Source organism: Streptomyces sp. Sge12, from assembly GCF_002080455.1.
Taxonomy (GTDB): Bacteria; Actinomycetota; Actinomycetes; order Streptomycetales; family Streptomycetaceae; genus Streptomyces.
Map to the genome: position 1 here is coordinate 4,520,493 of NZ_CP020555.1, position 22,805 is coordinate 4,543,297.

The window sequence follows — 22,805 nt, forward strand, 5'->3', positions numbered from 1 at the left end:
AACTCCCGATCGGGGATGGGTGCGGCTCAAAGCCCGGGGCTCCGCCCCGGACCCCGCGCCTCGAACGCCGGCGCGGCCGGATCCTCCGGCCGCGCAGCTCAGCGGCAGATGGCGAGGGCGTCCAGAGCCACCGCCCCCTGGCCGCGGGGGAGGACCATCAGGGGGTTGATGTCCAGCTCGGACAGCTCGTCGCCCAGTTCCAGGGCCATCCGCTGGATCCGCAGCACGACCTCCACGAGGGCGTCCACATCCGCCGGCGGAGCCCCCCGCACGCCCTCCAGCAGCGCATGCCCGCGCAGCTCCCTCAGCATCGCCCGCGCCTGGTCCTCGCCGAACGGCGGCACGCGGACCGCCGCGTCGTGCAGGACCTCCACCAGGACCCCGCCCAGCCCGACCGTGACGGTGGGGCCGAACAGGTCGTCCTGGGTCACGCCGACGACCATCTCCACGCCCCGCTCCACCATCTGGCAGACCAGGATCCCGTCGAGCGGCACGTTCTCGTAGCGCGCGATGTCGGTCAGCTCCCGGTACGCGTCGCGGATCTGGCTCGCCGAGGTGAGGCCGATCTTCACGAGGCCGAGTTCCGTCTTGTGGCCCAGCTGCGGGCCCGAGGCCTTCATCACCACCGGGTAGCCGACCAGCCCGGCGGCGCGGACCGCCGCCGCCGCGCTCGTCACCAGCTGCTCGCGGGGCACCCGTATCCCGTAGGCGCGCAGGAGCTGCTTCGCCGCGTGCTCGCTGAGCTGCTGCGACGGCCGCATGAGGGCCTGCGCCTTGCGGTACGAGGGCGAGGGCGTGCGGGGCGCGTCCTCGAACGGGGAGCGGTAGCCGGCGGTGAAGCGGTGGTGGCCGAGATAGGCGCGGACGGCGGTGATGCAGTTGCCGAAGGTGCGGAAGGTGGCCACGCGGGAGGAGCCGAGGAGGGTGGTGCGGTAGGCGTCCTCGGTGCCGACGGGGGAGCCCCAGATCACGCAGATCAGCTTGTCGCTCTGCTCGGCCGCGTCCACCAGGTCCTGCGCGAGCCTGTCGCTCATGGGCGGGAAGGGGCCGGTGATCGGGCAGATCAGGACGCCCACGTCGGGGTCGGCGAGGAGCGCGTCGATGATCTTCCGGCCGCGCCAGTCGCCGACCGGGTGGCCGCCGTTGTCGACGGGGTTCGCGACGTTCAGGTACGCGGGGATCCACTGGTGGAGCTCGTCCTGCTTGGCCTGCGAGAGGGTGGGCAGGGTCAGGCCCGCCTCCGTGGCCAGGTCGGAGAAGTGGGCCCCGGTGCCGCCGGAGATCGAGTAGACGACGACCCCGTCGGCCTTCGGCCTCCGGGCGCGGGCGAGCAGGGCCGCGGTGTCCTGGAGCTCGTCGAGCCCGTCGACGCGGATGACGCCGAACTGGCGCATGGCGGCGTCCACGACGGTGTCGGCGCCGGTCAGCTTCCCGGTGTGGGAGGCGGCCATGCGCGCGCCGGTCTCGGTGCGGCCGACCTTGACGGCGACGACCGGGACCCCGTTGCGGGCGGCCCGGTCGGCGGCGAGCAGGAAGGACCGGCCGTCCTTGAGGCCCTCCACGTAGCAGGCGATGGCCCCCACCTCGGGCTGCTCGGCGAAGTAGGAGATGAAGTCGGCGGTCTCCAGGTCGGCCTCGTTGCCGGTCGGCGCCCAGTGGGAGAGCCGGATGCCGAGCTCCTGGAGGGTGTAGACGGGCCGGCCCTGGTGACCGGACTGGGTGATCAGGGCGATCGCGGGGCCGTCGAGGTCCTCGCGGAACTCCTCGAAGGCGTTCAGGTTGGTGTTGGGGCCCAGCAGGCGCAGTCCCGAGCGCTGCACGGCGGCGCCGAGCCGCTCCTGGGCGGCCGCGCCCGCGTCGCCGGTCTCCGCGAATCCGGAGGCGAAGGCGACGGCGAACTTGACCTTGGTCTCGGCCAGTTCCTCGATGACGGGGAGCGGGTCGGCGATGAGGAGGACGGCGAGGTCCACCTGCTCGGGAAGCTCGCTCACGGAGGCGTGGCAGGTCAGCCCGAAGACGGTGGGGCGGGTGGGGTGCACGGGGTGGAGCCGGGCGCCGACGCGCTCCGCCCAGGCGATGAGCTGGCGGGTGATGCCGGTGTTGGGTTTGCCCTCGGCGTCGGAGGCGCCGATGACGGCGACGGACTCGGGTCGGAAGAACCGGTCCAGGTCGGGGACGTCGGCGTGCAGCGGTCGTCCGCTGACGTCGAGGGGGACCGCGTCGTCGGAGGAGGGGGCCGCCGACGAGTGGACGGCGGTCCTGGGAGACTCCCCGCAGGCCTCGACACGTGCGCGGAAGTCGGTGGTGAGGGTGCCGTGAGTAGATCCAAGCATCGTTGCCGCCCACTCCTGCTCGATGAACCTCGATGGAACTCAATAACTGACGTGTAGTCAGATTACTGAACTGACGTGCCGTCAGGAACAGGGCTGCGCAGGAAAGGTGTGGAGGTGGTGTGGTGAAGTGAACGGTGACAGATCCCGCCGGGACCGGTCCAGGGCGCGATTCGGCCGACCCGGCCCCTCCGCCGCGGATCGGGCGTGCCGGAGGACGAACGGCCCGGCCGGCCGTGGGAGGGCTGCGGCCCAGCCCCGCCGCGATCGCCCGGACCGAGCACACCTACTGCAGAGAGGTGAATTCGTGCTTCTCCGGGCTCGTCTCCCGCCACAGCACGGTCGCACCGTCGATCGTTCCGACCCAGAGCGAGCCGAAGCATCCGGTTCCGAACTTCAGCTGGATCCTCGTCACCCCCTGACCCGTGTCAATGGACGACCAGGTGCCGGCCCCTGGATCCGGAACCCCTTCACGGCAGTCCTGTTTGCCGAAGTCGACACCCTTGGATTCGAATGAACCGTCCGCCTTCAGGACGACTTCGCTTCCGCCCGCTCCCCAGGAGCGGACCAGTGAGTCCCGATCGGCCAAGACGGCCTTCGGATACCCCGCCCCGGCGTCCTCGAGGGCCGCACAGGAAGACACGACAGGAGCGGAAAGAGCCAGGAGCAGTGCGACCACTCGCATCGATGGGAGGGTTCTCACGTGTTCGGACCCCACGCGGTCGGGGCGGCCTCCCGGATCCGGGCCGGGGCGTTCGGGCCGGGCAGCTTCACGAGGCACGCGCTCCGGACCGCCGGGAGACCGCCTTGGCGATCTTCTCCGCGTCCAGGGCCATCTCCCGGAACATCCCGCTGATCGGGTTCGAGAAGCCCGTGAAGTACAGGCCGCGGGCCTGCTCGGGGCAGCGGGCGCCGTGCGTACGGGGCCGGCCGCGCTCGTCCAGCACCCCCAGGTGGCCGACCAGTCCCTCCAGCGCCCGGCGGTAGCCGGTCGCCGCGATCACCGCGTCCGGCGTGATCCGCGAGCCGTCCGCGAGCACCACCTCGGCGCCGTCGAAGGCCTCGACGGCGGCCACCGGCTCCACCCTGCCGCTGCGGACCGCGTCGATCAGGCCGACGTCCTGAACCGGTATCGACCCCTGCTTCACCCTGCTGTACAGGCCGGTGGCGGGGCGCGGAAGCCCGTACGCCGACAGGTCCGGCACGGACGCCCGGGCGACGACCGCCGACAGCCGGTCCACGAGCGGCGCCGGCAGCCGGCGCACGAGGATCCCGCTGCGCTGGGCCGGCCAGCCGGCGGTGGAGCGGCGCATGATGTGCGGCGCGGTGCGCACGGCGAGCCGCACCCGCGCCGCACCGCCCTCGACGAGGTCGACGGCGATCTCGGCGCCGGTGTTGCCGACGCCGACGACGAGGACGTCCTGGCCCGCGTAGGGGCCGGGGTTGCGGTACTCGCGGGCGTGCACCAGCCGGCCCTCGTACGCGTCCCTGCCCGGCCAGTCGGGCAGCGCGGGCGTGTGGTTGTACCCGGTGGCGATGACGACGGCCGCTGCGGCCAGCTCCCGCCCGCCGGTGGCGTGCAGGATCCAGCCGTCCTCGCCCTCGGGGGCGCGCTCGATCCGGGTGACCTCCACGCCGGTCACCAGCTCCAGCTCGTGGAACTCGGCGTACTTCTCCAGGTAGCGCACCACATCGTCGCGGGAGACCCAGCGCCCGAAGCGGCGCGGCATCGCCAGGCCCGGGAGGGCGGAGAGGCGGCGCGTGGTGTGCAGGCGCAGCCGGTCGTAGTGGCGTCGCCAGGACGTGCCGACCTCGTCGGACTTCTCGACGACCACCGCACGGACCCCGCGGGCGCGCAGCGCGGCGGCCGCGGCGAGGCCGCCGGGGCCGGCCCCGATGACGTACACGGGGCGGGGCTGGGTGGTCATGTCGGGTGCTGTCGGGTCTCCGGGCATGAGGTGTGATCGTATCGCCACGCTGGGTTGATGGGTCTCGGTCGGGCGGGGAATCGATTGCGGATCGATCACGGACCGCCGCGGCCACGCGGGGGTCCGTGGATCCGCGGCCGACCGGGGCCTTGCGTGAACGCCCCGGATCCGCTCAACTGACGTACCGTCAGATAGAGCGTGCGCGTCGATCGCGAGAGGGGTGGGGGCTGCCGATGCAGACCATCTGGCTCAGTGGGGCCGAATGGCTCGCCGTGCTCCGGATAGGCCTCGGCCTGTGGTGGCTGGAGAGCTGGCGGCACAAGGACAAGAAGGGCTGGTTCGAACGCGGCACCGGCATCGCCTGGGCCGCCGACGTCGCCGGCAAACACCGTTGGACCTTCGTCAAAGGCGGCTTCGAGCGGGTCGTCGCACCCCGGCCGAAGGCGATGGCGTACATCGTCGTCTACGCCGAACTCGCCCTCGGGCTGGGCCTGGTCCTCGGCCTCCTCACCCCGGTCGCCCTGGTCGGAGGCCTGCTGCTGAACCTGCTCTACCTCGTACTGATGATCCACGACTGGGCCGAGCAGGGCCAGAACGCGATGATGGCGCTCATCTCGCTCGTCGCGCTCCTCGCCATGTCCTGGCAGACCTGGTCCCTCGACGCGGCGATCGGACTGTTCCTGTGACCGCCGCCGTGCGCCACGACCTCCCCGAGGCCGACGACTTCACCCGCCCCTACTGGGACGCCGCGGCCCAGGGCGGGCTGCTGCTGCGGCGCTGCGCCGACTGCGGGCGGGCGCACCACTACCCGCGCGAGTTCTGCCCGTTCTGCTGGGCGGGCGAGGACCGCGTCGCATGGGAGCCGGCGAGCGGCCGGGCGACCCTCTACACGTGGTCGGTGATCCACCGCAACGACCTCCCGCCGTTCGGCACGCGCGTCCCGTACACGGCGGCCGTCGTCGACCTCGCCGAAGGCCCGCGGATGATGACCGAGGTGGTGGACTGCGAGGCGGCGGACCTGCGCATCGGCATGCCGCTGACGGTCACCTTCCGCGAGACGGCGGACGGAGTGTGGGTGCCGGTCTTCCGGCCGGCCCCGCCGGACTGACGGATCAGGGCCAGAGCAGCTCGCGGTCCCATGAGCCGCTTGCGGTACGGGAGTACCGCAGGCGGATGTGCCGGCGCGCGGCGTCCCCCTGGAAGAACTCCACCTCGGCGGGATCCAGTACGTACCGCGTCCAGGTCGGAGCCGGCGCGTCCGGCTCCGACCCGGCCCGCTCCCAGGCCGCCGCCGAGACCCGCGCCAGCTCCTCCACGGAGCCGAGCACCTCGCTCTGCCGGCCCGTGAGCGCGGCGGCGAGCGCACCCCGCGAGCGGACCGCCAGGTCCGCCCGGCTCTCCTCGGGCCCGCAGGCGGTGACCCGGCCCCGGACGCGGACCTGGCGCCCCACGGAGGGCCAGTAGAAGCCGAGGGCCGCCTCCGGGCGGGCCGCCAGCTGCACGCCCTTGGCGCTGGTGGCGTGCGAGGCGAAGTGCCAGCCGCGCGCGTCGACGTCGTGCAGCATCAACGTCCGCACATCGGGCCGCCCGTCCCCGTCCACCGTCGCCAGACTCATGGTGTGCGGCTCCAACTGCCCTGCGCGGGCGGCATGCACGAACCACTCCCGAAACAGCGCCACCGGCTCACGGGGCGCGGCGGCCGGGTCGAACCCCGGGAGCGGTGAGTCCCACACGCGCAGGGAGTGCAGGGTGGCGCGGAAGTCGTCGGGGGCGGCTTCGCCGGTCTGGCCGGATCCGCGGGCATCGCTGGTCATGAGCCCCATGGAACAGCAGGGCGGGGGGAGGGGGCCAGAGGGGCGGGGGCCGACCGGTGCGGTGGGGGGGGCTTCGGGGGCGGGGGTGTGGGTGGGCGGGGTCGGTTGGTGCGGGGTGGGGCGCGGGGGAGGGGGGTGCCTGGGCGGCGGCTGGTGGGCGCGGGGCTGCTTTGGGGGCGGGGGTGTCGTCGGGCGGGGTAGGTTGGTGCGGGGTGGCGTTGGTGGGCGGGACCTGCTGGGCCGGTAGTCAGAGATGTGTATGGGGGTTTCCCGTCAGTCTCATCGTCTCTCCGTGTCGGGCCGGTCCCTCAAGGGCGCTCCTTCGTCGCGTCGCTTCGCGATTTCGCTGCGCTCAACCCTTGACCGACCGTCCCGCCCCGGACATACGAAGACTGCCGGGAAACCCCCAAAGGAACGGGCCGGGCCAAGTCTTCAGGGACGGGGAGGTCGGCGATGCCCGAGCAGGCCGGGCGCACGCACGCCCCCGAGGCGGGCTCATCCCGAGCCGCCTCCCGGGTCGGGGGAAGCGCAGCCAATCGCTACGCGCTCCTCACCTCTCAGCGTCCGACGACCGTCTTGGGCTGGGCATAGGCCGCCCACGAGCTCGGTTCGAGGCTCGACATGCGTCCGACGACCGCCTTGGGCTGGGCATAGGCCGCCCACGGGCTGTTGATGCTTCTCGACGACCGCGACTGCCGCCTATCCGGGGTGGAAAGGCGTGGGACAGCGGCTATTTCGTCGTGGATGCGGGTCAGCGCACATGGATGCCGCAAAAGGCCGACAGTTTGCACCAATTGCTCCCGTATGTGCCCCTGTTTGTGGGCTCGGTCCGGCGCTGACCCGGATCCACGACGAAATAGCCGAAGGATCGGCCGTCAGACCCTCCCAACGACCCGAGACGGTCGCCGGACGCGTGATCGAGGAGCGCCAGCGGGTCGTGGGCGGCTTATGCCCAGCCCCAGACGGTCGTCGGACGCTGAGACGTGAGGAGCGCCAACGGCCCGTGGGCGGCATATGCCCAGCCCAAGGCGGTCGTCGGACGCGTGACCGAGGAGCACCAACGGCCCCGTGGGCGGCCTATGTCCAGCCCAAGACGGTCGCCGGACGCTGAGGGGTGAGGAGCGCGTAGCGATTTGGCGCGCCCACCGACCCGGCAGGACGCTCAAGATGAGCCCGCCTCGGGGGCGTGCCCACGCCCGGCGTGCTCGCGGGTCTCTGACGTGCCCGTCCGTAAAGGCTGGGCCCGGCCCGTTCCTTTGGGGGTTTCCCGGCAGTCTTCGTATGTCCGGGGCGGGACGGTCGGTCAAGGGTTGAGCGCAGCGAAATCGCGAAGCGACGCGAGGAACGAGCGCCCTTGAGGGGCCGGCCCGACACGGAGAGACGATGAGACTGACGGGAAACCCCCATACGCGTCTCTGACTACCGGCCCAGCAGGTGCCGCCCCTGAAGCCCCCGCCCTCGCATTTCGTCCCCGACCGTCCGGGCTCCGCCTCCCCGCCGCCCCTGAAGTCCCCGCTCCCGAAGAATGTTCGCCCCGGCCGATGAGTTTTCGTTCCCGCCGCGGTCATACCTTCAGAACGCGACGGCGCATCCCGCACCCGTCCCACGGAGGAGACGCATCATGGCCGAGACAGTCAAGGGCCCCGCCAGCTACTTCCCCTTGATCGAGAAGAAGTACGGGCGTCCGATCGGGGAGTGGCAGGACCTCGTTCGGTCCTCGCCGCTGACCAAGCACATGGAGCTCGTCTCCTGGCTCAAGACCGAGCACGGCCTCGGGCACGGTCACGCCAACGCGCTCGTCGCGCACACCCTCGCCGAGGGGAAGTAGGCCGCCCCCTCACCCCCGCCCCAGCAGGACCGTCCCCGACGAGCAGAACCAGCCGCCCGTGCCCGAGGCCACGGCGACCTCCGGGAGGCGGCCGCCGGGTTTGGTGACCTGGCCCGGGCCCGCCTCGCCGCGGAGTTGGCGGACGGCCTCGACCAGGAGGAACAGGCCGCGCATGCCGGGGTGGCAGGCCGAGAGGCCGCCGCCGTCGGTGTTGACCGGGAGTTCCCCGTCGCGCAGCAGGCGGCCCTTCTCGACGAAGGCCCCGCCCTCGCCCTTCGCGCAGAAGCCGAGGTCCTCCAGGGTCACCAGGGTCATGTAGGTGAAGGCGTCGTAGATCTCCGCGAGGTCGACGTCCGCAGGGGTGAGGCCGGCCCGTTCGAAGGCGATGCGGCCCGAGACGGCCGCCGGGGACACCGTGAAGTCCTCCCATTCCGACATGGTGGTGTGGGAGACGGACGTGCCCGCGCCCAGGACCCAGACGGGGGCCTTCGCGGTGTCGGGTACGTAGTCCTCCGCGGCCAGGAGCACCGCGCAGCCGCCGTCCGAGCGGATGCAGCAGTGCAGCTTGGTGAAGGGGTCGGCGATCATGTCGCCGCCGAGGACGTCCTCGACGGTGATCGGGTCGCGGAACATCGCGTCCGGGTTCGTGGCGGCGTTCGCGCGGGCCTGTACGGCCACCGAGGCGAGCTGCTCGAGCGTCGTCCCGTACTCGTGCATGTGCCGGCGGGCGGCCATGGCGTACTTGGAGATCAGCGTGTGGCCGTACGGGACCTCGAACTGCAGCGGTCCCCGTGCCCCGAAGGAGAGGTTCGAGGTCCGACGGCGCGCCTTGATGTCCGCCCGGGCCGTGGATCCGTAGACGAGGAGCACGGCGTTGGCGTGCCCGGCGGCGATGGCGTCGGCCGCGTGCGCGGCCATGACCTCCCAGGTCGAGCCGCCCACCGAGGTGGAGTCGACCCAGGTGGGGCGCAGGCCCAGGTACTCGGCGACCTCCACCGGTGCCAGCGTGCCGAGGCCGGCCGAGGCGAAGCCGTCGATGACGGAGCGGTCCAGGCCGGAGTCGGCCAGGGCGCGCCGGGCGGCCTGTGCGTGCAGGGCGTAGGGGGTGGGGCCGTCGACCCGGCCGCAGTCCGAGAGTGCGACGCCGACCACCGCGACCCTCCGGCGGGGGCGGGAGGTGGGTGCAGATGTGAGTCCAGGCATGAAGGGACGGTATATCTGACGGCATGTCAGATGCTAGACCCCGCCGCGCAACCCGCTCCCGCCGCCCCCTGTGCATCTGCCTCCGCCGGGCCTAACATGACGGCCCGTCAGATATCTCCCGGCCACCGCTGGGAGGTGCCCCCGGGAGGAGCCCGACGATGGATGCCGCCTTCACCGCGGAGCAGGACGAGATACGCCGTACCCTGCGCGAGATCCTGGGCAAACGCTGCGGCCCCGACGAGGTCAAGGCCGCGGTCCGCACCACCGCCGGACACGACCGCGAGCTGTGGCAGCAGCTCGCCCGGCAGCTCGGGCTGCCGGGCATCGCCATCGCCGAGGAGTACGGCGGCGTCGGCTGCACCCCCGCCGACCTGGCCCTGGCCTGCGAGGAGACCGGCCGGGCGCTGTTGCCCTCGCCACTGCTGGCCACCGCCGCGCTGTGCGTGCCGCTGATCACCGCCCTCGGCTCCGCGGCCCAGCGCTCCGCGCTGCTGCCGCCGCTCGCGACGGGCGGGCTGACCGCCGCCCTCGCCGTCAGCGGCCCGGCTCTGGCCACCGCCCTCGCGCTGACCGGCGAGGACGCCTCCGGGCAGTGGGCCGGCGGCGGCCGCGCGGGCGGCGTGCAGGCCCGTGCCGACGCGGACGGGGGCGGCTGGCGGCTCTACGGGGAGGCCGCGCAGGTGCTCGACGGGCACAGCGCCGGGCTGCTGCTGGTCGCCGCGCACACCGGTGGCTTCGCGCGCAGCCGCACGCTGCTGTTCCTCGTACGGGAGGATGCGCCCGGCCTCGTACGGTCCCGGCAGGCGGTCCTGGACGAGACCCGGCCGCAGGCCGGGATCCAGCTCCGGCAGACACCCGCGGAGCTGCTCGGGGATGAGGCGGCCGATGTGCCGGCCGCCCTCGCCGCGACGGGGCGTACCGCCTCCGCCGTGCTGGCCGCCGAGGCGGTCGGGGCGGCGGGCCAGGCGCTCGCCCGTACGGTCGAGTACGTCCGTCAGCGTGAGCAGTTCGGCCGGGCGATCGGGTCCTTCCAGGCGGTCAAGCACCGGCTCGCCGATCTGTACGTCCAGGTGCAGGCGGCCCGCTCGGCGGCCTACTACGCCGCCTGGGACCCGGATCAGGGCGGCCTCGCGCTCGCCCAGGCCCTGGAGGCCCTCCGGGTGACCGCGGGCGAGGCGATCCAGCTGCACGGCGGCATCGGCTTCACCTGGGAGCACGACGCGCACCTCTACTTCAAGCGGGCGGCCGCCGACGAGCTGCTGTTCGGCCCGGTCCACCGGCTGCGGGCGCACGCCGCCGACCGCGCGGGCCTGTTCACGGACCCGGCCGCGGCCGCCGCGCCGCCGGGACACCGCGCCCGGGCCGCCGAAGCGGATCCGACCGTGAACCCGGCGGATCCGGCGCACGGCCCGTCGGATCCGGCGCAGGGCCCGGCCGCGGCATCCGCTCCCACCACGTCCACGTCCACGTCGACACCCCCGCCCCCGTTCCCGCCCGCACCCGAGAAGGTGGCCGTCTGATGGCTCCCGGCGTCAAGCTGATGCAGAAGGTCTCCTCGACCATGCTCTTCGCGAAGATCGCACCGCACTTCATCCCCGCCATGGACAAGGCGGTGCACAGGCTGACCCGCGGCAGGGTCATCCTCAGCGCCCAGATGCTGCCGGGGGTGATCCTCACCGCCAAGGGCGCCAAGACCGGTGAGCCGCGCACGACCCCGCTCGCCTGCATGCCGGAGGACGGCGGCACGACGTGGATCCTGATCGGATCCAACTTCGGCCGCCCCGGGCACCCGGCATGGACCGGGAACCTGCTCAAGCACCCGGACGCGGACGTGAGTTGGCAAGGCCGGGACATCCCCGTCCGGGCCCGGCTGCTGGCGGGTGAGGAACGCGCGGAGGCCTGGCAGGCGGTGCTGAGGTTCTGGCCGCCGTACGCGACGTACCAGGCGCGCATCGAGCGCGAGATCCGGCTGTTCCGCCTGGAGCGTCGCTGATCGCAGGCGCGATCCGCGTGCACGGAGCGGACGGCGTGAACGGCGTGGACGGAGTTGGCGGCCCGGTCGGCGTCGATGGCGTCGACGGCGAGGTCGGCGAGGTCGGCGAGGTCGGCGGGCCCCTGGAGGACGTCCGGGGGTCCGCCGCTACTTCGTCGGCTTCTTGCCCGTGATGCCGAGGTGGACGAGCAGCGCCAGGTTCGGCTTGAGCTCGGCCTGCTTGACGCCCCAGGTCTGGAAGCCCTTCTGGTGCGAGGCGACCGCGGCCAGCATCGCGACCAGCGAACCGGCCATCGCCGCGGGGCTGATGTCCTTGTCGACCTTGCCCTTGGCCTGGAGCTCCTTCATCGATTCCGTGAGGGAGTTGGTGACCGAGTTCAGGATCTTCATGCGGATCTTGTAGAAGCGCTTGTCGCCCTCGGCCGCGCCGAGGTCGACGACCCGCAGGATCGCGTCGTTGCGGCGCCAGAACTCCAGGAATCCCTCGACGAGTTCCTCGGCGGCGGCCCAACCTGACTTGCCGACCCAGGTCCGACCCTCGACGAGCGACGTCAACTGCGCGCCCTCGGTGGCCATTTGTTCGGCGATCTCCAGGACGGCGCCCTCGACGTCCGGGAAGTACTGGTAGAAGGTCGCGGGGGAGGTACCGGCCTTGCGGGCGACGTCGATCACTTTGACGTCGCGGTACGGCGAGGAGCTGAGCATCTCGCTGAGGCAGTCGAGCAGCTTCTGCCGCGTCGCCTGGCCGCGCCGGCCGGCGACACGCCCGTCGACGGTGCGTACTTGTCCTGTCATGCCGTCAGCTTACCGAGGGGTGATCGGCGCGCTATTCGGCCGCCTGCAAATGGGGTTACGGGGTCCCTGGCCTGGGCTGAAGGCGATCCCGACCGATCATGGGGGCGCATTCAGGCCGGGAAACGGGCTCTGCGCGCCCCCATCCCCGCTCCGGGCGTGTCGCCCGGTTCCGCAAGGTTTCCCCCGAATAGTCTTATCAACAGGCTGTGGACAAGTTTTCGGGCAGATCATGGCTGGGAGAGGTGGGAGGGTACACACCCCCGCACAACGGAAGGAAACGGGCCCATGGCCGCATTCGTGGAAGGCGCACCCTGCTGGGTGGACGCCTCGCTTCCGGACGTCGAGGCGGGCAAGCGGTTCTACGGTGAGCTCTTCGGGTGGACCTTCGCCGGCAGTGCGGGCGCCGAGTACGGCCACTACACCCAGGCCTACAGCCGCGGCCGCAACGTCGCCGCCCTCGCCCCCAAGCCCGACGGCCGCATGCCCACCGTCTGGGGGATCTACCTCTACACCAACGACGCCTACGCCTGCGCGCAGCGCATCCGCGCCGCCGGCGGCCAGATGGTCATGGACCCGATGCCGGTCGGCCCGTACGGCACCGCCGCGATGGCCGCAGACCCCGGCGGAGCCGTCTTCGGCCTGTGGCAGCCCGGCACCCACCACGGTTTCGAGGCCCAGCAGGAGCCGTACACGTACTGCTGGAGCGAGGTCTACACGCGGGCCCGCGACGCCGTCGACGTCTTCTACGCCAAGGTCTTCGGCTACGTCCCGCAGGACCAGGACGACGCCGGCGTCGAGTACCGCATCTGGTCCCCGCCCGGGGCGGCGCCCGGCACGGACACCGCCGTCCTGGGCCGGAGCCTGATCACCGACGCCTTCCCCGAGATCATGCCCGCGCACTTCCTCGCGTACTTCGCCGTACCGGACTGCGACCAGTCGGTCATCACCGTGCAGCGGCTCGGCGGCCGGGTCACCGCCGACCCCTTCGACACCCCCTACGGGCGGATCGCGGTCGTCGCCGACAATCAGGGGGCGGTCTTCGGACTGCTCTCGGAGCCCCGCACGGAGCCCCGCACGGAGCCCGGCGCGTAGGTCGCCCGGACGGATCGCCGGGCAGATCACACCGCGCTGCTCGACGTGCCGGGGCCGGACCGGGTCCGGGCCTGACAGAATCGGGGTTGCTCGACCCGGGCGGCGCCCGGGGTGAGACGCTGCACGGGGCAGGGCCCCGTGCCGGTGGAAGCGGGCCCGGTGAGTGGCCCGTACGGGGAGGTGTGGAGGCGAGTGGTGGAGCAGCTGACGCAGCACGACCCGAGACGGATCGGCCCCTTCGAGGTGCTGGGACGGCTCGGCGCCGGCGGCATGGGGCTGGTCTATCTCGCGCGGTCCGCGTCCGGACGGCGGGTCGCGATCAAGACGGTGCGCACCGAGCTCGCCGAGGACCAGCTCTTCCGCGTCCGCTTCACGCGCGAGGTGGAGGCGGCCCGCGCCGTCTCCGGCTTCTACACCGCGGCCGTGGTCGACGCCGATCCGCGTGCCGCCGTGCCGTGGCTGGCGACCGCGTACGTCCCGGCGCCCTCCCTGGAGGAGATCGTCAACGAGTGCGGGCCCATGCCCGCCCAGGCCGTACGGTGGCTCGCGGCCGGCATCGCCGAGGCCCTGCAGTCCATCCACGGCGCCGGCCTGGTCCACCGCGACCTGAAGCCGTCCAACGTGCTCGTCGTCGAGGACGGCCCGCGCGTGATCGACTTCGGTATCGCCAGCGGGGTGTCCAACACCCGCCTGACCATGACGAACGTCGCCGTCGGCACCCCCGCCTACATGTCGCCCGAGCAGGCGAAGGACTCGCGCAGCGTCAAGGGCGCCAGCGACGTCTTCTCGCTCGGCTCCACCCTTGTCTTCGCCGCCACCGGGCACCCGCCGTACCACGGGGCGAACCCGGTGGAGACGGTCTTCATGCTGCTGCGCGAGGGACCCAACCTGGAGGGGCTGCCCGCCGAGCTGCGGCCGCTGATCGACTCCTGCATGCAGATGGACGCCACGCTCCGGCCCACCCCGGCCGACCTCCAGGCGCAGCTCGCCCCGCACCTCTTCGACGGCGGTGACGACAGCGGGACCGCCTCGGCGTGGCTGCCCGCCCGGGCCGTCGCGATGATCGAGGCCCGGCGCGCGGGGCACCGTACGCCGCCCGCCCCCGTGGTGCCGGCGCCCGGCCCGCGCTCCGGCGGCCGCGGGGCGGCCTCCGAGGCCGCCACGCACCGCCGCCCCCGCGGTGTCGACTCGTGGGTGGACCCGCGGACCGGCCAGGCCGTCCCGCAGCGGCCGCACCACCCGCCGATGTCGCCGGTGCCCTCGGGCGAGCCGGTGCGCCTGGGCGGCTCGCCGGTGCCGATCGGGCCCGGGCCGCGCGCGAGCGCCGCGGCCCCGGCCGCGCACGCCTCCGCCGCCGCGGCGGACTCGGCGACCGGCTGGATCCGCCCGCCCGGCGGTTCGGTGGCCACCCCCTCGGCGGTGCAGCCCGTACCGGGCTCCGTACCGGGCCCCGGCCCGGCCCCGGACAGCGGCCGCTGGCGGCCGTGGCGCTTCCGCATGTCCAACGAGGTCTGGGGCACCCCGACCGTCGCCGGGAACCTGCTCTACGTGACCTCCTTCGAGGTCCACGCACTGGACGTGGCGAGCGGCCGCCGCCAGTTCAAGACCCGCGACGTCGCCTGGTCCATGGCGGTCGCCGACGGCCGGATCCACGCCTCCGACGGCCCGTCCCTCTACGCGCTCGACGCCGGTGACGGCTCCGAGCGGTGGCGGCTGTCCACCGACGCCTGGGTGTACGCGGTGCGCGCCGAGCGCGGCACGGTCGTCACCGCCACGCGCGGGGGCGGCGTACAGGGCCGGGAGGCGTCGAGCGGCCACAAGCTGTGGGAGCTGACCGGCGCGCAGAGCGACTTCGAGACCCTGGAGGCCGCTCCGGTCCTCCACGACGGCACGGTGTACGTGTGGCAGGACGCCCGGCTGCGCGCCCTGGACGCGCGCAGCGGCCGGGAGTCCTGGTCCTACCCGATCGGGGACGCGGCCTCCTGCGGGAACGTGCCCGTGCGGGTCACTCCGGCTCCGGACGGCAACGTCTACATCGCGGCCGGCACCCGCGTCCTGTCGGTGGACCGGGCCTCGGGCCGGGTCCGCTGGCACTTCGAGGCCCCCGCGGTCTTCCTGGCGCCCGCGGCCTTCGCGCCGGGCGCGGCCATCACGGGCGGCGGGGTCTACCTCGTCGACTACCTGGGCACCGTCTACGCCCTCGACGCGGCGACCGGGCAGGACCGCTGGCGGATCGCGACGGAGGCACGGCAGTCCTCGGACCCGGTGGTGGTCGCGAACGGCAACGTCCACCTGGGCGCGGGCAGTGCGCTGTACACCCTCGACGCGGTCACCGGCACCCCGAAGTGGCGGTTCGCGGCGGGCGGCGAGATCACCGGCCTGCCGGCGGTCGCGGACGGCCGCGTGCACTTCGGTTCGGCCGACCACTGCCTGTACACGCTGGACGCGGCGGGCGGCCAGTTGCGCTGGAAGCTGGCCACGGGCGGAGAGATCACGGGCTCCCCGGTGGCGGAGGCGGGCGTGGTCTACGCATGCAGCAAGGACCGCTGCGTGTACGCCCTGGATGCGGCCAAGGGAACGGGTACCCGTACGAGCGGTTGACCTGCGCGGAGGCGGGGCTGCGGCCCCGCCGGGTAGCGCACCGCACCGGGAGTGACAGGATGGACCCCATGAGCGACAACGTCTACTTCGACATCACCATCAACGGCGCCCCTGCCGGCCGCATCGTCTTCGCCCTCTTCGACGAGGTCGTCCCGAAGACGGCGCGCAACTTCCGTGAGCTGTGCACCGGCCAGAACGACTACGGCTACGCCGGCTCGGGCTTCCACCGCATCATCCCCCAGTTCATGCTGCAGGGCGGTGACTTCACCAACCACAACGGCACCGGCGGCAAGTCCATCTACGGCGAGAAGTTCGAGGACGAGAACTTCAACCTGAAGCACGACCGCCCGTACCTGCTGTCGATGGCGAACGCCGGCCGCAACACCAACGGCTCGCAGTTCTTCATCACCACCGTCGTCACCTCGTGGCTCGACGGCAAGCACGTCGTCTTCGGCGAGGTCGTCGAGGGCAAGGAGCTCGTGGACCAGATCGAGGCCCTGGGCTCCCAGTCCGGCGCCCCCAAGGGCAAGGTCGAGATCGCGGCCTCCGGCGTCGTCAGCGCCGCCTGATCCCCACCGCCAGCCCGGCCGGTCGGCCCCGCCCCCTCCCCGGGGGCCGGGGCCGCCGCCATGTCCGGGACATCACAGCGGCATCGGCACCGCCGCACGGATCACCCTCAGCATGTGTTCGTAGGATGACCCCTTGATCAGATAAATCGCGATTACGGGGGCGATTCGGCATGACGACCTTCGACACGGAGTGGGCAGGGCTCAGACAACAGGCGGCGGCCGGCGTGGACATGCGCCTCGCGAGCGCCGCAGCGGCACCTGACGGAGGCGGCAGCGGCGATCTGACGTCCGACCGGGCCGTCTGGAACCGGGCGAGCCAGGACCTCGGCGGCCTGTCGACGAGCATCAAGGGCGCCGTGGGCGCACTGGAGACGGGTCAGAAGGGCGCCGCGGTCGAAGGCGTCCAGAGCGCCACCGCGCACCAGGAGCTGTACCAGTCCTGGAAGACGTACCTGGAGAGCCTGTCGGGCAAGTGCACCTCCCTCCAGGGGCCGCTGGAGAAGGCCGGCAAGGGCCAGTACGACAACGACGAGGCCATCAAAGGCGGCTTCGCGCAGATCAACGGGCAGTACAAGGACACACCCGCCACGGGCGGCAGTGGCGGGGGACGGTGAGCCTGAACCATGGACTACGCAGCACTCGTGGCCCTGAAACCGTCCGAGTTCACCGAGGCGGCCGACGGGTTCAAGGCCGTCAGCGATATGGCGGACCACGCGTACGGTGACACCGAGGGCCAGATATCGGCGCGAATGCGGGCCGGTCTCGACGGCGTCGCCGTGGATGCGGCGCTGGGATCTCTCCGGGAACTGGCGAAGAACTTCCACTACACGCAGGTCGAATGCGGCCTGGCGGCGACCTCGCTGAAGGCGTTCGCGGCCGCGATGACCGAGGCGAAGAAGAAGCTCGCGGACGCCGTTGAGGACGCGGCGCACCAGAAGTTCAGGGTGGGGGCCGACGGCTCGGTGACCTACCCGCCCGGCGGTACGGAGAAGGACGGGAAGCTGCCCGAGGGCGGCACCGTCACCGGCAGCGCCAAGGGCAAGCCCTCGGGGAACGTGATCGACCCCACGAAGGACGCCAACGACCTGTCCAGCGCCCTGGAGCGGCAGGCGGCGAACATCCACCCCAATCCGAACTTCGGCAAGGCGGTGGAGATCGCCAACCGCATCGCGCAGGCCGTCGCCGAGGCGACCGAAGCCGACGCCCTGTGGGCGCCCAAACTGCGCAAGCTCAAGGCGGACGACGACCTGGTCGTCTCCGACAAGGACTGGGCGGACGTGGAGAGCGACACCGCCGAGGTCCGCAGCGGCGCGAAGGACTACCTGGACCACATCAAGCCCCCGCCCAAGGGCGACGACCCGAAGGCGAACGCCGACTGGTGGAAGGGCCTGAGCCCGGACGAGCAGTCCGCGTACCTGTCCCTGAACGGGGCGCAGGTGGGCGCGATGGACGGGCTGCCCTCGGTGGTCCGCGACGAGGCCAACCGCACCGTACTGGCGGAGACCAAAGCCCAGTTCCAGATCAGGCTGGACGGGATCCCCCCGCAGCCGCAGAAGTACGTGCCCTCGGGCAGGGACTACCCCGCGGTCGTACTCAACCCGGCCTGGTCGGAGTGGGACGAGAAGTACGCCAAGGACAAGGCTTTCCTGGACAAAAACCTCAAGGGCATGAACGCCATCCAGGCCCGGTTCGACGCCACGGGCACGGACGGCCTGCCCGAGGCGTACCTGCTGGGCTTCGATACCAAGGGCGGCGGCCGGGCCATCGTCGCCAACGGCGACCCGGACACGGCGGCCCACACCGCGGTGTTCGTCCCCGGTACGTACACCGACATCACGAAGTCCGAGACCTACATCGGCCACATGTCCAAGCTGTGGAAGGAGACCAACGCCCAGCTCCCCGGCGAGAACGTGTCCACCATCACCTGGATCGGCTACGACGCCCCGCAGAGCATCGTCCCCGAGGCCATGAAGGAGAAGTACGCCCACACGGCGGCGCCCGACCTGAACCACTTCATGGCCGGTCTGGAGCAGGTCCAGGGCGGCGACGAGAAGAGCCACACCACACTCATCGGCCACAGCTACGGCAGCACGGTCGTGGGTGCGTCATCGAACGCCGGCGACCTGCGCACCGACGACATCATCGCCGTGGGCAGCCCCGGCATGCTGGTCGGCCACGCCAAGGACCTGGACGTCGGCGCCGACCACGTGTGGTCGGAGGCGGCCGGCTTCACCAAGGACCAGGTGCCGGCCGGCGGCAAGGCGGCCGGGCTCGGCGGCGGTTCCCACTGGTACGAGGAGCTCCTGCCCTTCGGTTACGCGTGGGGGTCGAACGTGCCGTCCGACGAGGATTTCGGGGCCCATATCATGGAAAACAACGCCAATGATCACGGGGACTACTGGAGGAAGGGCTCGAAGAGTCTTGAGAATCAGGCGTATGTCGTCGCCGGTCATTACGACAGGGTCACCCGTGGCTGACACGAAGACCCGGGACCGGGTCGCCGGCCGCCGGGTTTCCGGATCTCTGCGGATCAAGGCTCTCGCTGTCGTCCTTGCCGGATCGCTTTCCATGCTGTCTATGGGGTGTTCGAACGTGAAAGAACTGAATTACGAGCCCGTCAGGATGGATCCGGGTCCGGCGCGCACGAAGACGAAGCAGGTCTCCAGCCGCCTGTTGGAGATGACCGGCGTCAAGGGCAAGGTGAGCGAGCCCGGCCCGAGTGTGTCGCGCTGCAGCGAGTACGGGGAGGACCTGTTCGCCACGGAGCACCCCTGGTCGGTGTACGAGATCTCCGACGCGCAGGTCGAGGAGGGCATGCAGAACCTGCGCAAGGCCCTCGGCGAGAACGGCTGGAAGATCACCAAGGACGGCCAGGCCAACAGCCAGGCCCAGGACCCGGAGATCTACGCCGAGAACAAGGCGGAGCAGTTCGACGTGCACGTAACGGGCCGCAGGAAGACGGAAACCGGGCAGTCGATGCTCCTGTTCAAGGTCGTCTCCGCCTGCTTCCGCGCGACCTCGGCCTCCGACCTCGACGGCCAGTACTGACCCTGACCCGGCCGCGTCAGGGGCGCTCCGCAGGCGGGTAGGCCTCCGGGGGCGTCGTAGTGGAGTGCGGCGGCAGCGGGCGGCCGCGCATGATGGCGGCGCCCAGCAGGGTCAGGGCGCCTGCGCCGTAGGCGTGCGCGAGGCCGTCGCCGAGGGGCGAGGTGGTGCCGCCGACGGTGAGGCTCCCGGCGGCCTGGCCCTGGCGGACCGTCCACAGGACGGTGAAGCCGAGGACGACGGCCCCGGCCAGCGCCATGAGCAGCCGCGAGCGGAGCAGGACCGCGCACAGCGCGAGGACGGCGGCGAAGAGGTACGGGAGCAGGATCGAGCCCAGCAGGGTGGCCCGGGCATCGGTGATGCCGGTGGCGGTGAAGAGCTCCTGGACGCGGTAGTCGCGTCCGAGACGGCCGTCGTACCAGGCACGGAAGGGGCTCCGGACGGCGGCCGCCGCTCCGATCAGACCCAGCAGGGAGCCGAGTGCGTTGCGGATCATTCCCGGCCCTCCGGTGCAGGGGTCCCGGTCCCGACGCTACGCCCGGCCCCTGTGGCCCGCACGTCAGGGGCCCTGACGGCGCGCGCGGCGGCTGGTAGCGTGGCCCGCCGTTGTCCAGGGGAGGGGTTCGGGCCATGGTGGCTGGGCGTCGCATCAGGTTCACCGCGGTGCTGGTGGCGGTCGTGTTCGCGCTGACCGGTTTCTCGTCGCACGGCGGAAGCAGCAGCAGCGGGAGCAGCGGCAAGAGCAAGAGCAAGAGCAGCAGCAGTGGGGGCGGCTGCTCCAGCTCCAAGAGCAAGAAGAAGAGCCACGGCAACGGGAGCAGCAGCAGCCCGACGCCCTCGGCGAGCGCGACGTCGGCGCCCGCGCGGGCCGTGCTCGTCAGCTGCGTCGGCGCGGACGCCAAGGGGGCCACCGTCCAGGTCACCTCCACCGACTCCGCCGAGCGCACGGTGCGGGTGCCGGTGACCTTCAGCGGTGCGAACGGCGCGACCCTCGACGCCGGCTCCGTGAAGGTCACGCTCAAGGCGCGCGAGAGCCGGAACGTCGTGGTCCCGATGACGACCCCGGGCAAGGCCGCGGACGTGAAGAACTGCCTGGTGGGGACGGTGGAGCGGGCGTAGGTCCGGCGCTCACCGCACCCGCGGCTCCGGCCCCCCGCGCCGCCCGGCGAACAGCTCCGCCTGCCGCTCCGGGGCGAGGTTGCCCAGCGCGATCAGCGCCGGGGCCTGCGCCAGGGACTGCTGGAGCGCGGCCTGCTTCGCCGACCACAGGGCCCGTACGGTGCCCTGCACGGCCTCCGTCGGGAAGCCGGCCAGGGTCTCCGCCGCCCGCAGGGCCGCCGGGAGCAGTCCGTCGGGCGCGGCCAGTTCCGAGACGAGGCCGATCTCGTGGGCCCGGCGCGCCGAGAGCCGTTCGGCGGTGCCCATGAGGGACATGCGGGCGGCCTCGCCGAAGGGCATGCGCTGTGCCATGTAGACGGCCTCGTAGGCGCTGACCATGCCGTAGGCGGTGTGCGGGTCGAAGAAGGTCGCGGTCTCGGAGGCGATCAGGAATTCCGCCTCGCCCAGCAGGTAGAAGGCCCCGCCGCAGGCCATGCCGTTGACGGCGGCGACGACCGGCTTCCACAGGTCGCCCGCCTTGGGGCCGATGGCGATCAGCGGGTCGTCCGCCGAGTAGGGCGAGGCGGGCTGCGGCACGTCCACGCCGCGGTCGATGCCGGTGCAGAAGGCGGCCGGGCCGGCGCCCGTCAGCACCACGGCCCGTACCTCGTCGGCGAAGCGGAACTCGCGCCACACCGCGCTCAGTTCGGCCGCGGTCGCCAGGTCGATGGCGTTGTGCCGGTGTTCCCGGTCGAGGGTGACGACCGCGACCCCGGTCGCCTTGTCCCGTTCCACCCGCACGGTCATGACTTCTCCAGGATCCAGCGGGGCACGGCCATGCCGCCCGTCTCGGTGAAGACGACCTGGACGCGTGCGCCGATGCGCAGCCGGGCCGGTTCCACCGAGTCGAGCGGGGCGTCGGCCGAGGTCACCAGGTTTCCGGCGAGCCGGATGTGCGGGGCGTCGGCGAGCTCCACGAGGATCACGTTGTACGGGGCCTGGGCGGCGTACGCGGGCAGCAGCGGCGGGTGCGGCCGTACGTAGGACCAGATCCGGCCGCGGCCGCTCATCCGGCGCCACTCGCTGTCGAAGGACCGGCAGTGCGGGCAGCAGGGGCGGGGCGGGAAGCGCAGCCGGCCGCAGGTGGCGCAGGCCTGGACGCGGAGCTCGCCGCGGGCGGCGTACTCCCAGAAGGGGGCGCCGTCCTCGTCGGGGACGGGCAGGAGCAGTTCGGCCGCGGCCTCGGCGGCGGCTTCGGATGCGGCTTCGGATGCGGTGGTCATCGGTCAGCTCCTCAGCAGGATGGCGGACGTCGGTACTCCCTCGCCGGCGGTCACCAGGCAGGTCGCGGCGTCGGGCACCTGGGAGGTGGAGACGCCGCGCAGCTGCTTGACGCCTTCGTTGATCAGGTTGAAGCCGTGCACGTACGCCTCGGACAGACCGCCGCCGCCGGTGTTGAGGGGGAGCCGGCCGCCCATCTCCAGTGCGCCGCCCTCTGTGAAGGCGGCGCCCTCGCCGCGCCCGCAGAAGCCGTAGCCCTCCAGCGAGAGCGGGATCAGCGGGGTGAAGGCGTCGTAGATCTGGGCGACGTCCACGTCCTGGGGCCCGAAGTCGGCCTGCTTCCACAGGTGGCGGGCGGCGGTCCAGGCGGGGCCGGACAGGGGGTCGTCGTTCCAGTAGTTGACCATGCCGTGGTGCTGGGCGGGCAGGCCCTGGGCGACGGAGTGCACGTAGACGGGCTTGTGGCGGCAGTCGCGGGCGCGCTCGGCGGAGACGATCACGCAGGCCAGGGCCCCGTCGGTCTCCAGGCAGTTGTCGAAGAGGCAGAGCGGGTCGCTGATCAGGCGGGAGGTCATGTACATCTCGCGGGTCAGCGGGCGTTCGTACATCATCGCCGCCGGGTTGGCGTTGGCCCGGTTGCGGCAGGCCATGGCGACGTTGAAGAGGTGGTCGCGGGTGGCGCCGTACTCGTGCATGTAGCGGCGGGCGAGCATGCCGATCTCGTCGGCGGGCCGCAGCAGGCCGAAGGGCCTGGTCCACTGGCCGGGGGTGGGCAGCTGGACGGCGGTGTTCTTCCAGGGGCGGGGGCCCGAGCCGCGTTTGCGGGAGCGCCAGGCGACGCCGACGGTGGCCTGACCGGTGGCGACGGCGGAGGCGAGGTGGCCGACGGTGGCGCAGGAACCGCCGCCGCCGTAGCCGATCTTGGAGAAGAAGGTGACGTCGCCGGCGCCGATGGCCTTGGCGACCTCGACCTCGTCGGTCTCCTCCATGGTGTAGGAGGCGAAGGCGTCGACCTCGGACGGCTCGATGCCGGCGTCGGCGAGGGCCGCCAGGATGGCCCGGCAGGCCAACTCTTTTTCGGACTGCGGCAGTTGTTTGGCGAAGGCGGTCTGCCCGATACCGACTATCGCTGTCGTGTCCTTGAGCGTTGCCGCCATCGCCACCTCCGGGGTGCGCCAGTACTGACAGCCGCGAAGGCTACAGCTAATCTGACGGATAGTCAGCTACT

The 22,805-nt window shown here is 72.1% G+C and carries 22 protein-coding genes; 12 read left to right on the top strand and 10 right to left on the bottom strand.

The window, feature by feature from the left end; translation table 11 throughout:
• Nucleotides 1–98: 98 nt before the first annotated feature.
• From B6R96_RS20295 to B6R96_RS20300, 3 genes are all read right to left on the bottom strand, one after another.
• Nucleotides 99–2,333, bottom strand: coding sequence for an acetate--CoA ligase family protein (locus B6R96_RS20295; protein WP_081523143.1), 2,235 nt, complete (start codon nt 2,331–2,333; stop codon nt 99–101).
• Nucleotides 2,334–2,616: 283 nt separating this feature from the next.
• On the bottom strand, nt 2,617–3,015 hold the full coding sequence (locus tag B6R96_RS37300) for a hypothetical protein (RefSeq protein ID WP_159396347.1): 399 nt from the start codon (nt 3,013–3,015) through the stop codon (nt 2,617–2,619).
• 85 nt (nt 3,016–3,100) lie between these two features.
• Nucleotides 3,101–4,285: a flavin-containing monooxygenase gene (locus B6R96_RS20300; RefSeq protein WP_081523144.1), complete on the bottom strand. Its 1,185-nt coding sequence runs from the start codon at nt 4,283–4,285 to the stop codon at nt 3,101–3,103.
• Between the two features lie 206 nt (nt 4,286–4,491).
• Here B6R96_RS20300 and B6R96_RS20305 point away from each other — a divergent pair, with 206 nt between their 5' ends.
• Nucleotides 4,492–4,944, top strand: coding sequence for a DoxX family membrane protein (locus B6R96_RS20305; RefSeq protein WP_081523145.1), 453 nt, complete (start codon nt 4,492–4,494; stop codon nt 4,942–4,944).
• On the top strand, nt 4,941–5,366 hold the full coding sequence (locus tag B6R96_RS20310) for a Zn-ribbon domain-containing OB-fold protein (protein ID WP_237291466.1): 426 nt from the start codon (nt 4,941–4,943) through the stop codon (nt 5,364–5,366). The genes B6R96_RS20305 and B6R96_RS20310 overlap by 4 nt, the downstream gene beginning before the upstream one ends.
• A gap of 4 nt (nt 5,367–5,370) precedes the next feature.
• Here the strand turns inward: B6R96_RS20310 and B6R96_RS20315 are convergent, their stop codons facing one another.
• The gene (locus B6R96_RS20315) at nt 5,371–6,072 is read right to left on the bottom strand and encodes a pyridoxine/pyridoxamine 5'-phosphate oxidase (RefSeq protein WP_081523146.1); all 702 of its coding nucleotides are present in this window, start codon (nt 6,070–6,072) and stop codon (nt 5,371–5,373) included.
• Nucleotides 6,073–7,693: 1,621 nt separating this feature from the next.
• On the opposite strand from B6R96_RS20315, the gene B6R96_RS20320 reads away from it, so the two are divergent.
• The gene (locus B6R96_RS20320) at nt 7,694–7,900 is read left to right on the top strand and encodes a DUF4287 domain-containing protein (RefSeq protein ID WP_081523147.1); all 207 of its coding nucleotides are present in this window, start codon (nt 7,694–7,696) and stop codon (nt 7,898–7,900) included.
• A gap of 9 nt (nt 7,901–7,909) precedes the next feature.
• On the opposite strand, the gene B6R96_RS20325 is transcribed toward B6R96_RS20320, so the two are convergent.
• Nucleotides 7,910–9,103 carry a thiolase C-terminal domain-containing protein gene (locus B6R96_RS20325; RefSeq protein ID WP_053174562.1) on the bottom strand — a complete coding sequence of 398 codons (1,194 nt, stop codon included), beginning with the start codon at nt 9,101–9,103 and terminating at the stop codon, nt 7,910–7,912.
• Nucleotides 9,104–9,261: 158 nt separating this feature from the next.
• Between B6R96_RS20325 and B6R96_RS20330 the strand changes: the two genes are divergently transcribed.
• Nucleotides 9,262–10,623, top strand: a complete 1,362-nt coding sequence (locus B6R96_RS20330) for an acyl-CoA dehydrogenase family protein (RefSeq protein WP_081523148.1) — start codon at nt 9,262–9,264, stop codon at nt 10,621–10,623.
• Nucleotides 10,623–11,096 (top strand): nitroreductase family deazaflavin-dependent oxidoreductase, encoded by a 474-nt coding sequence (locus B6R96_RS20335; RefSeq protein ID WP_030388285.1) that lies wholly within the window; start codon nt 10,623–10,625, stop codon nt 11,094–11,096. Before B6R96_RS20330 ends, B6R96_RS20335 begins: the two co-directional genes overlap by 1 nt.
• A 147-nt stretch (nt 11,097–11,243) precedes the next feature.
• Here B6R96_RS20335 and B6R96_RS20340 read toward each other — a convergent pair whose 3' ends face one another.
• Nucleotides 11,244–11,891 carry a TetR family transcriptional regulator gene (locus B6R96_RS20340; RefSeq protein WP_030013555.1) on the bottom strand — a complete coding sequence of 216 codons (648 nt, stop codon included), beginning with the start codon at nt 11,889–11,891 and terminating at the stop codon, nt 11,244–11,246.
• Between the two features lie 285 nt (nt 11,892–12,176).
• On the opposite strand from B6R96_RS20340, the gene B6R96_RS20345 reads away from it, so the two are divergent.
• The 6 genes from B6R96_RS20345 to B6R96_RS20370 all read left to right on the top strand — a co-directional run bounded on the left by B6R96_RS20345 (nt 12,177) and on the right by B6R96_RS20370 (nt 19,201).
• Complete coding sequence (locus B6R96_RS20345; protein ID WP_081523149.1) at nt 12,177–12,983, top strand: VOC family protein; 807 nt, start codon at nt 12,177–12,179, stop codon at nt 12,981–12,983.
• Nucleotides 12,984–13,175: 192 nt separating this feature from the next.
• Nucleotides 13,176–15,584, top strand: coding sequence for a serine/threonine-protein kinase (locus tag B6R96_RS20350; RefSeq protein ID WP_078971839.1), 2,409 nt, complete (start codon nt 13,176–13,178; stop codon nt 15,582–15,584).
• 68 nt (nt 15,585–15,652) lie between these two features.
• On the top strand, nt 15,653–16,153 hold the full coding sequence (locus B6R96_RS20355; RefSeq protein ID WP_030388282.1) for a peptidylprolyl isomerase: 501 nt from the start codon (nt 15,653–15,655) through the stop codon (nt 16,151–16,153).
• Nucleotides 16,154–16,323: 170 nt separating this feature from the next.
• Nucleotides 16,324–16,767 carry a hypothetical protein gene (locus B6R96_RS20360; RefSeq protein WP_063782645.1) on the top strand — a complete coding sequence of 148 codons (444 nt, stop codon included), beginning with the start codon at nt 16,324–16,326 and terminating at the stop codon, nt 16,765–16,767.
• 9 nt (nt 16,768–16,776) lie between these two features.
• Entirely contained in the window at nt 16,777–18,630 is a 1,854-nt protein-coding gene (locus B6R96_RS20365) for an alpha/beta hydrolase (protein WP_081523150.1), read from the top strand.
• Nucleotides 18,631–18,745: 115 nt separating this feature from the next.
• Complete coding sequence (locus B6R96_RS20370; RefSeq protein WP_159396348.1) at nt 18,746–19,201, top strand: hypothetical protein; 456 nt, start codon at nt 18,746–18,748, stop codon at nt 19,199–19,201.
• 16 nt (nt 19,202–19,217) lie between these two features.
• Here B6R96_RS20370 and B6R96_RS20375 read toward each other — a convergent pair whose 3' ends face one another.
• Complete coding sequence (locus B6R96_RS20375; protein ID WP_443069929.1) at nt 19,218–19,694, bottom strand: hypothetical protein; 477 nt, start codon at nt 19,692–19,694, stop codon at nt 19,218–19,220.
• Between the two features lie 134 nt (nt 19,695–19,828).
• Here B6R96_RS20375 and B6R96_RS20380 point away from each other — a divergent pair, with 134 nt between their 5' ends.
• Nucleotides 19,829–20,317, top strand: coding sequence for a hypothetical protein (locus B6R96_RS20380; protein ID WP_081523152.1), 489 nt, complete (start codon nt 19,829–19,831; stop codon nt 20,315–20,317).
• A 9-nt stretch (nt 20,318–20,326) separates the two neighbouring features.
• Here the strand turns inward: B6R96_RS20380 and B6R96_RS20385 are convergent, their stop codons facing one another.
• The 3 genes from B6R96_RS20385 to B6R96_RS20395 are packed head-to-tail and all read right to left on the bottom strand — an operon-like array spanning nt 20,327 to nt 22,734.
• Nucleotides 20,327–21,103: an enoyl-CoA hydratase/isomerase family protein gene (locus tag B6R96_RS20385; RefSeq protein WP_081523153.1), complete on the bottom strand. Its 777-nt coding sequence runs from the start codon at nt 21,101–21,103 to the stop codon at nt 20,327–20,329.
• Nucleotides 21,100–21,579, bottom strand: a complete 480-nt coding sequence (locus B6R96_RS20390) for a Zn-ribbon domain-containing OB-fold protein (protein WP_081523154.1) — start codon at nt 21,577–21,579, stop codon at nt 21,100–21,102. Before B6R96_RS20390 ends, B6R96_RS20385 begins: the two co-directional genes overlap by 4 nt.
• A 3-nt stretch (nt 21,580–21,582) precedes the next feature.
• The gene (locus B6R96_RS20395) at nt 21,583–22,734 is read right to left on the bottom strand and encodes a lipid-transfer protein (protein WP_081523155.1); all 1,152 of its coding nucleotides are present in this window, start codon (nt 22,732–22,734) and stop codon (nt 21,583–21,585) included.
• Nucleotides 22,735–22,805: the final 71 nt, after the last annotated feature.

What these genes read in the sequence shown, in the direction of transcription:
- B6R96_RS20320 (WP_081523147.1), top strand. Translation starts at nt 7,694, where the DNA reads ATGGCCGAGACAGTCAAGGGCCCCGCCAGCTACTTCCCCTTGATCGAG.
- B6R96_RS20325 (WP_053174562.1), bottom strand. Translation starts at nt 9,103, where the DNA reads ATGCCTGGACTCACATCTGCACCCACCTCCCGCCCCCGCCGGAGGGTC.
- B6R96_RS20295 (WP_081523143.1), bottom strand. Translation starts at nt 2,333, where the DNA reads ATGCTTGGATCTACTCACGGCACCCTCACCACCGACTTCCGCGCACGT.
- B6R96_RS20355 (WP_030388282.1), top strand. Translation starts at nt 15,653, where the DNA reads ATGAGCGACAACGTCTACTTCGACATCACCATCAACGGCGCCCCTGCC.
- B6R96_RS20340 (WP_030013555.1), bottom strand. Translation starts at nt 11,891, where the DNA reads ATGACAGGACAAGTACGCACCGTCGACGGGCGTGTCGCCGGCCGGCGC.
- B6R96_RS20345 (WP_081523149.1), top strand. Translation starts at nt 12,177, where the DNA reads ATGGCCGCATTCGTGGAAGGCGCACCCTGCTGGGTGGACGCCTCGCTT.
- B6R96_RS20335 (WP_030388285.1), top strand. Translation starts at nt 10,623, where the DNA reads ATGGCTCCCGGCGTCAAGCTGATGCAGAAGGTCTCCTCGACCATGCTC.
- B6R96_RS20375 (WP_443069929.1), bottom strand. Translation starts at nt 19,694, where the DNA reads ATGATCCGCAACGCACTCGGCTCCCTGCTGGGTCTGATCGGAGCGGCG.
- B6R96_RS20365 (WP_081523150.1), top strand. Translation starts at nt 16,777, where the DNA reads ATGGACTACGCAGCACTCGTGGCCCTGAAACCGTCCGAGTTCACCGAG.
- B6R96_RS20385 (WP_081523153.1), bottom strand. Translation starts at nt 21,103, where the DNA reads ATGACCGTGCGGGTGGAACGGGACAAGGCGACCGGGGTCGCGGTCGTC.
- B6R96_RS20395 (WP_081523155.1), bottom strand. Translation starts at nt 22,734, where the DNA reads ATGGCGGCAACGCTCAAGGACACGACAGCGATAGTCGGTATCGGGCAG.
- B6R96_RS20315 (WP_081523146.1), bottom strand. Translation starts at nt 6,072, where the DNA reads ATGACCAGCGATGCCCGCGGATCCGGCCAGACCGGCGAAGCCGCCCCC.
- B6R96_RS20300 (WP_081523144.1), bottom strand. Translation starts at nt 4,285, where the DNA reads ATGCCCGGAGACCCGACAGCACCCGACATGACCACCCAGCCCCGCCCC.
- B6R96_RS20360 (WP_063782645.1), top strand. Translation starts at nt 16,324, where the DNA reads ATGACGACCTTCGACACGGAGTGGGCAGGGCTCAGACAACAGGCGGCG.
- B6R96_RS20305 (WP_081523145.1), top strand. Translation starts at nt 4,492, where the DNA reads ATGCAGACCATCTGGCTCAGTGGGGCCGAATGGCTCGCCGTGCTCCGG.
- B6R96_RS20380 (WP_081523152.1), top strand. Translation starts at nt 19,829, where the DNA reads ATGGTGGCTGGGCGTCGCATCAGGTTCACCGCGGTGCTGGTGGCGGTC.
- B6R96_RS37300 (WP_159396347.1), bottom strand. Translation starts at nt 3,015, where the DNA reads ATGCGAGTGGTCGCACTGCTCCTGGCTCTTTCCGCTCCTGTCGTGTCT.
- B6R96_RS20330 (WP_081523148.1), top strand. Translation starts at nt 9,262, where the DNA reads ATGGATGCCGCCTTCACCGCGGAGCAGGACGAGATACGCCGTACCCTG.
- B6R96_RS20390 (WP_081523154.1), bottom strand. Translation starts at nt 21,579, where the DNA reads ATGACCACCGCATCCGAAGCCGCATCCGAAGCCGCCGCCGAGGCCGCG.